This is a genomic window from Moorena sp. SIO3A2 (assembly GCF_010672265.1).
GTDB classification, from domain to species: domain Bacteria; phylum Cyanobacteriota; class Cyanobacteriia; order Cyanobacteriales; family Coleofasciculaceae; genus Moorena; species Moorena producens.
On record NZ_JAAHHC010000026.1, the window covers coordinates 97819 to 103874 of the forward strand.

The 6056-nt window shown below is 44.1% G+C and carries 6 protein-coding genes and 1 pseudogene; 4 read left to right on the top strand and 3 right to left on the bottom strand.

The features are described from left to right. Positions 1-421: pseudogene (locus F6K64_RS24925) on the top strand (hypothetical protein); the annotation flags it as partial. Here F6K64_RS24925 and F6K64_RS24930 read toward each other — a convergent pair. Then, positions 412-552, bottom strand: coding sequence for a hypothetical protein (locus tag F6K64_RS24930; protein WP_008188768.1), 141 nt, complete (start codon positions 550-552; stop codon positions 412-414). The pseudogene F6K64_RS24925 and the gene F6K64_RS24930 sit on opposite strands and share 10 nt — an antisense overlap. A gap of 581 nt (positions 553-1133) precedes the next feature. On the opposite strand from F6K64_RS24930, the gene F6K64_RS24935 reads away from it, so the two are divergent. After that, positions 1134-1937, top strand: coding sequence for an HIRAN domain-containing protein (locus tag F6K64_RS24935; RefSeq protein WP_287266649.1), 804 nt, complete (start codon positions 1134-1136; stop codon positions 1935-1937). Between the two features lie 635 nt (positions 1938-2572). Here F6K64_RS24935 and F6K64_RS24940 read toward each other — a convergent pair. Next, positions 2573-3079 (bottom strand): hypothetical protein, encoded by a 507-nt coding sequence (locus F6K64_RS24940; RefSeq protein WP_008188763.1) that lies wholly within the window; start codon positions 3077-3079, stop codon positions 2573-2575. A 664-nt stretch (positions 3080-3743) separates the two neighbouring features. After that, on the bottom strand, positions 3744-3893 hold the full coding sequence (locus tag F6K64_RS24945) for a hypothetical protein (RefSeq protein WP_287263117.1): 150 nt from the start codon (positions 3891-3893) through the stop codon (positions 3744-3746). A 163-nt stretch (positions 3894-4056) separates the two neighbouring features. On the opposite strand from F6K64_RS24945, the gene F6K64_RS24950 reads away from it, so the two are divergent. Together F6K64_RS24950 and cobA are read left to right on the top strand one after the other, a co-directional pair. Next, on the top strand, positions 4057-4248 hold the full coding sequence (locus tag F6K64_RS24950; RefSeq protein ID WP_044494960.1) for a hypothetical protein: 192 nt from the start codon (positions 4057-4059) through the stop codon (positions 4246-4248). Continuing rightward, complete coding sequence (gene cobA, locus F6K64_RS24955; protein WP_287266651.1) at positions 4245-5906, top strand: uroporphyrinogen-III C-methyltransferase; 1662 nt, start codon at positions 4245-4247, stop codon at positions 5904-5906. The genes F6K64_RS24950 and cobA overlap by 4 nt, the downstream gene beginning before the upstream one ends. Positions 5907-6056: the final 150 nt, after the last annotated feature.

Here is a 6056-nt window from a genome sequence, read left to right on the forward strand (position 1 = left end):
TAACGGCAATGGTCGCACTGATATCGCCCTGGTACGACAAGCTCCAGGTTGGGGTAGTATACCTGTGGCTTTTTCCAATGGTGATGGCAGCTTTAATGTTACCAATGCCGGAATTAGCAACTTTATTGATAAGTGGGCACCCACAGGTGGAGTTAAGGTGATAACTGGCAACTTTAACTGCGATGGTCGCACTGATATAGCCCTGGTACGACAAGCTCCAGGTTGGGGTAGTATACCTGTGGCTTTTTCCAATGGTGATGGCAGCTTTAATGTTACCAATGCCGGAATTAGCAACTTTATTGATAAGTGGGCGCCAGCAGGTGGAGTTAAGGTGATAACTGGTGACTTTGGTGTTCGTTCATTGCAGTACATTTGTGACCAACGTGACCAACAAAAAAGGGTACAGAATTGTCAAAGTTGAGCTTGTTGCACCTGATCAAGCATTGGTAATGCACCTGAGTTGTGATGGCGTTGGTCTCCCACTCCAGCAACTCCAAAATTGTTGTAGCGGTTAGCGATGACCCGAATCCACCGCCAGGAATAGCCAGTCACCTCGGCTACTTCTGGCGGTCGTTTTAGCTTTGGCCATTAAGAGTATTTGCTAATGGCGCAAGCCCCACCGGGTCTTTGTCACGCGCGTTAATGAAGTACTTAGTGGCATTAATCCCGATTATCCCGCTTCGGTTACGCAAAAGGCCTATCAACATACAATTGAAGTGGTTATGGAGGCTATTAGAAAAAAATCTGTTAACTTCCCCCCTAATTGGATAGTACCTGATGGTTTCACAGATGCAAGAGATTTGTTTGTTGGCTACTTGTTGCTAGATGCGTGGATTGGTAATGGTGATCGTCATCATTAAAATTGGGGGTTTGTACTTCCTAAGACATCTCAAACAGGTATTTATCTAGCTCCCACTAAAGCCTCTGAAAACATTTGAACTTTTTGAATACCTTAATACTCACTATCCTAAAGCTAGTCAGGAGTGGATCAACCGTCTTGAGCAAATTTCAGAGCAACAGATAAATTCAACTTTACAGGCATTTCCAGATTTTCGGATCTCAAAAGAAGCATCTGACTTTGCTAAGAAAATTTTGCTTACTAACAAAAAAAGACTGCTCTGTCTATTAAATTTATGAGTATCACTTCCCTAAAAACTTTATTTTTAGCTTGGCAAGATCATGAAAGTCGATCGTGGAACCCAGTGGGTCGATTAACATTTGATGGAAAAATTTACACCTTTGTTTATATAGAAGGTGCAAAGGAAGCGCAAAAAAAATTTGGGTTTGAGCCTCTAATGTCTTTCCCAGAGTGGGATAAGACCTATCGTTCGACGGAGTTGTTTGCGTTTTTTGCCAACCGAGTTATGTCACCCTCGCGTCCAGATTACCGAAGGCATCTAGACCGGCTCAACTTATCAGCCCAGAGTTTTGATTTGATGGAATTTTTAGGAAGGAGCGAAGGAAATCGACAAACAGATAATTTTCAAGTTTTTCCTTATCCAAACCGCGACAGTGACGGGAAATACCACCTTTGTTTTCTAGTACATGGTTTGCGTCACTTACCAGAGTCTTCTATGGACCGCATAAAACAGCTACAAGTTGGTGATCCTTTGTGGTTATGTCACGAGTTTCATAATTCTTATGACAATAAGGCTTTAGTGTTAACCACAGAAGATCATTATCACCTAGGGTATTGTCCCCGCTACTTGTCACAGGATATACTTGATATTTTAAGGCATGATCCAGGTTTAGTAGAAGTGAAAGTAGCAAAGGTAAATTGTAAGCATTCAGCTATCAGCTATCAGCTATCAGCTATCAGCTATCAGCTATCAGCTATCAGCTATCAGCTATCAGCTATCAGCTATCAGCTATCAGCTATCAGCTATCAGCTAAAGGCTTATGGCTTATGGCTTATGGCCACACTACTGTTCGCGTAGCGAATGGCTGACGGCTGACGGCTGACGGCTGACTGCTGAATGCTTACGGTAAATTTACCTCCTTCTCCGCTCAAGTCTCGGTTATTGTGTGAGATGACTTATTCAGGTTTTGAGGGATATGACCCGTATGCTCACAAGACCTATCAGCCGTTAACTAAGGAAAAAGAACAGTCGAAAAACTTGGTTTGCCGGATGTAAATAATACTCCTTCAAAGAAGCGCGATCGCATTACCCCTTCTACCGTCCAGATATTAGGCGTTTTTGATTTCATACGAATAAAACCTCACCCCCTAAAACCTTTCTCCAGTGGGTTTTCCCAGTGATCGGGGGAAACTAGAAGCGATGCTCCTTTGGACCCGCCTTTACACGGGGGTAATTACCAGTGATCAGAAGTTCAGTTCTGAGAATTAATTACCACATGGCGTCGAAAAATGCAACTCCCTATGATAAAACAGCTCGCAATTTTCATCGGAGCCATTCATCTCGCCGCTTCCGTCATCTGGCTTAACTGACGACATGCCCTAGATATTTCTTTCGACTCGGAGCAAGAAAATATCTAAGTTAGGTTATTATTGGCGAGTTATAATCGCCAATAAGTTTCCCCTTTTTTCCAAAATGGGATGCTCCCGTCAAGGTCAGTGTAGGATATAGTGACTTTGTTCGATGATTTTTATATCCTCATCTTTGCCTTTATTGCTCTGTACTGTAATTCTTAGGCCTGGTTTACCTATACTGAGGGCTACTTTGCCTGTATTGAGGGGGATGCTTAGATCTTGTCCTAATACCTTTGGTATTCCACATTGTATTGTTGTTAGCCCTTGGGGGATGAGTGGCATTCCTCCCAGGGTGGCATTGATTGTGTAAAGTTGATCGGCACATCCATCTTCGCTCGTTATGGTTATGCTGGAATTTGAAAAGAAATCTATGCTACTTACTGGGGGATTAAAACCTCTATCGACATATTCGTATTTACCGTTCTCCAGGTGTAACGAACTCACCGGAATTAGGGGTCGGGAGGAGTCGCCCGGAATTAGGGATCCGGAGAAGTCGCCCTCTACCGCACACCCTTCGGTGAATAGCAGTAACATACCCAGGATAAACGCTGCTACTATTTGTTTTGCTTGGCCGATTCTATTCGTCATTTCTTTTTGCTCTCTTTTTGGTTATCAAACAATATCTGACTGACGGCATTCTCATTTACCAATGCGGGCTCCACGGTTTTCCTCTGTGCTATCGGTTCTAAGAATGCGAACGTGCAAGAGCGTGGGTGGCACGGATATCCCATCACTATCAATTGCTACTGGGAGGTAGACGCCCCCATGTTGGATGGGGTTTGCATCCCGGATCGGTTTTTTGGGTTGGGTCTTCCTTCGGTTTTCTCTGGAGCTATTGATTGCTTATCAACAAAGTGATTGCCCTCCTGAATGATCAACCGGCTGAATTTAACACGGATCACAATCACAAGTCAACTATTTATCTGTAAGACCGCGCTGCATCGCTTTTGGAATTAGGCAAAAATTCCCGCGAAAATTCCCACACTTCCCACACTCCCCGCGCCCAGGCCCCACACTCCCCTTCTTTTTTACAAATATGAGATGCACCAATATATTGCCATTAGAGCCGAAATCCTCAATAGATAATCCGCTACTTTGCGTTGTTTATAACATTGTTTTTAAGACTGGTAACTGGGTTTACCGGGACAAATAAATTCATCAGAGAAACTGGGTATTATCGGAGCTTGAATATTTTCGGTATTAGCAATGTCTGCATTCCTATCATGGGAACTAAGTACTATAACAGACAAATTTATAAGTCAACTTGGTTCCATTCCTGTTCCCCTCCATCTAAACGCTTCTGATTTTGGAGGATGGGGTATTCTTTTCCCCTGGCCGTAGGCCACGCTACCCGAACAAACTTCCCAATTCGATCAAACTGTACCTCTGCCGACTCTTTCAATAATTTGTTACAAAAGTTTTTAAAATATGCTATAATATGCAGATTTTTATGTTACAATGAAACCGTGGACATTCAAATCCACGGGAAGAGCCAGCCTGACGTACTTGCAAGGGCGAAGGCTGGCTCTGGGTACCCCTTAAAGTAAAGGAGATAACTTCATATTATGTCCGATAGTCCAAGCCTATACCCATGGGTCATGATTAGGCTATTACCACCGATGCCACCAGTCGTTTTCGCTCGGTTCCGCAACTGTTATGATGCCAAAGGTTATTTGCAGACCCTGAAACAGCTGGTGCCTGATGCTAAGTTTCTAATAGTTTTCGATATAAGTGTGCCGATTGAGCAAGAGGAATGACTAATCACAAAAAGGGAAAAATTTACATCGTAGGTGCTGGTCCAGGAGATGTTAACTACTTAACCGTAAGGGGGCAACAACTGCTGACTCAAGCTCAAGTGTTGGTCTATGATGCTCTCGTAGATTCCCTTTTATTGCAACTGGAGCCCTGTGATTGTCAACTGTTCCATGTAGGGAAACGGGGTGGACGCCCTTCTACACCCCAAGCTAGGATTAACCAACTGCTGGTAGACCAATGCCGACAAGGCAAGCAAGTGGTAAGGCTAAAAAGTGGTGACCCCTTTATTTTCGGGCGCTCTAGCTCAGAAATTCAGGCATTGATTGCTGCTGAGTGTCAGTTTGAGGTGATACCAGGCATTTCCTCAGCCCTAGCAGCTCCCTTACTAGCGGGAATTCCTTTAACAGACTCCGTTTTGAGCAAATGCTTTGCGGTTGTTACTGCTCATCAGCCAGAGCAACTAGATTGGGAAGCACTAGCAAGAATTGACACCTTGGCGATTTTAATGGGAGGGCGTCATCTAGGGGAAATTGTCCAACAGCTGCAACGCTATGGGCGATCGCATCAGACTCCCATTGCTCTGATTCGGAATGGTGGACGCCCCCAGCAACAGGTTTGGCTGGGTACTTTAAGCACTATTGTAAACCAAACCCTTGGTATCTCCCTCTCTCCTGTGGTAATTGTAGTTGGTGAAGTAGTGGGGTTAAGGGCATCTATGGGATTAGCTGATCAAGACCAGTCGCAGAGTGAAGGTTATCAAGACAAGGTTCAAGGGGCAACCGAAACTACTAAGGCGCTTACTGGAAAAACTGTCTTAGTTACCCGTTCCGCTAGTCAATCCCAAAAATTTAACCAGCTCCTGGCACAACAAGGAGCGACTATTATCGAAATGCCCACCTTGGTGATTACGCCTCCTTCCAGTTGGGCTGGATTAGATTATGCGATCGCTAATCTCGCTAACTTCGATTGGTTGATTCTCACCTCTAGCAATGGGGTCGATTACTTTTTTAAACGATTACTCGATAATGGCAAAGATGCCCGTGCCTTAGTCGGGATTAAGATAGCTGTGGTGGGTAAGAAAACTGCGGCCAGTCTGAAACAACACAATTTACAACCGGACTTTATCCCACCAAACTTTGTGGCTGATTCTTTGGTGGAACATTTTCCAGAGTCTTTAACTAACAAACAAGTGCTTTTCCCCCGAGTGGAAACCGGTGGGCGAGAAGTATTAGTAAAAGAACTAACGGAAAAAGGTGCTCAAGTGGTAGAAGTTGCTGCCTATGAATCTGGTTGTCCAGATCACATGGCTCCTGCTATTTTAGATGCTTGGCAACAGAGAGCAATAGATATTGTTACCTTTGCTAGTTCTAAAACTGTCAAGAATTTTTACAAACTTCTCAAACAAGCTTTTAACTCTTCAACGGAAACTAACCTACCCTACTCTAATGCCGACGGCGAACAATCTGCACCCTTAAAAACTCTCCATTCCCTTTTAGACAATGTCTGTATCGCTTCGATTGGTCCCCAAACATCCGAAAGCTGTCGCCAGTTGTTAGGTAGGGTAGATGTAGAAGCAGTTGAATATACTTTAGAAGGTTTAACTGAGGCGATTGTGGCATGGGAGACTGGGAGAGGGGGAAAGACAGAAAAGCAGAGATAATGTGATTTCATGGAATCCCACAACTCACAACAAGCCAAAATCGAGACCGCAAGAATTAAATTAGATCAAGTCTGGGGGGGCGACAACTCGCCCAAAAAGCAACAGGTGCGCTTGACCTTGGCGAATTAAATTCGCCAAGGTCAAGCGCAA